1 pseudogene is annotated in these 847 nt (G+C 33.8%); it reads left to right on the forward strand.

Going from position 1 to position 847, the window contains the following annotated elements:
• Positions 1–655 (forward strand): annotated as a pseudogene (locus ACFIQC_RS09960) (hypothetical protein); the annotation flags it as partial.
• Positions 656–847 lie beyond the last annotated feature (192 nt).

Here is an 847-nt window from a genome sequence, read left to right on the forward strand (position 1 = left end):
TATTATTTTATCAAAAAGAGAAATTGATTTTGAAAATTTAGAAACAAACGATTTTGTTGAAAAGGCAATCGAGTGTGATGATGTTCAATCAGAACAAATCAAAACGATAGAAACCAAAAAACCAATCATTCACGAGCAAAATACCAACACTTCAAACGAAGTTAACAACCGATGGCAAATTAACGAAGCGATGATTGCGAAATTGCCTTCACGAAAAGTTAAAAAGGTTGGAAAAAAACTTTCAGAAATCTTTGACACGATGATGCCTGCTTATTTTCCAGAGAAAGCAAACTTTTTTGAAGGAACAAAGAAAATAAGGGAAAAACAAGAAGTTGAAAGAATACTAGAAGATTTCAAACCCGATTTTCAATACGCAACTGAACAAGGATTAACGCATGATGAAGCCTTATCAGAATTTGAAAAATTTGTACGCTTTTCAAAATCCAACCCATGTCGAAATGCAAATGAACGCGATTGGCAAAGCGCTTGGGATAATTGGATTACGCATCCAGAATATGGATTGGTAATTAAGAAACACAAAAAATCAGAAGTGAAAAAACTATATGAAAGCGCATGTTATAAACCACCGTCAAACAATTTCGCAAATAACCTTTCAGAAAGCTTCAATCAACTTGCAACAGCGATCTACGCTTAAAGACACTTATGGATCCGAAAAAACAGCAAAGTAGTGAAGTTTGCTGATGATTTTGAGAATAGATATGCGTTTAAATTGACAGAAAGGCACCGTACAGAGCGATTTAAAGATTTTGTGATAAAAACCACATTGAAATTAAAAACGCTTCTATACGGTCCATTTTGAGGCAAATAAACCCATTGGTAAAGTTAT

This window comes from Bartonella sp. AA126HLJHH (assembly GCF_042197425.1).
GTDB lineage: Bacteria > Pseudomonadota > Alphaproteobacteria > Rhizobiales > Rhizobiaceae > Bartonella.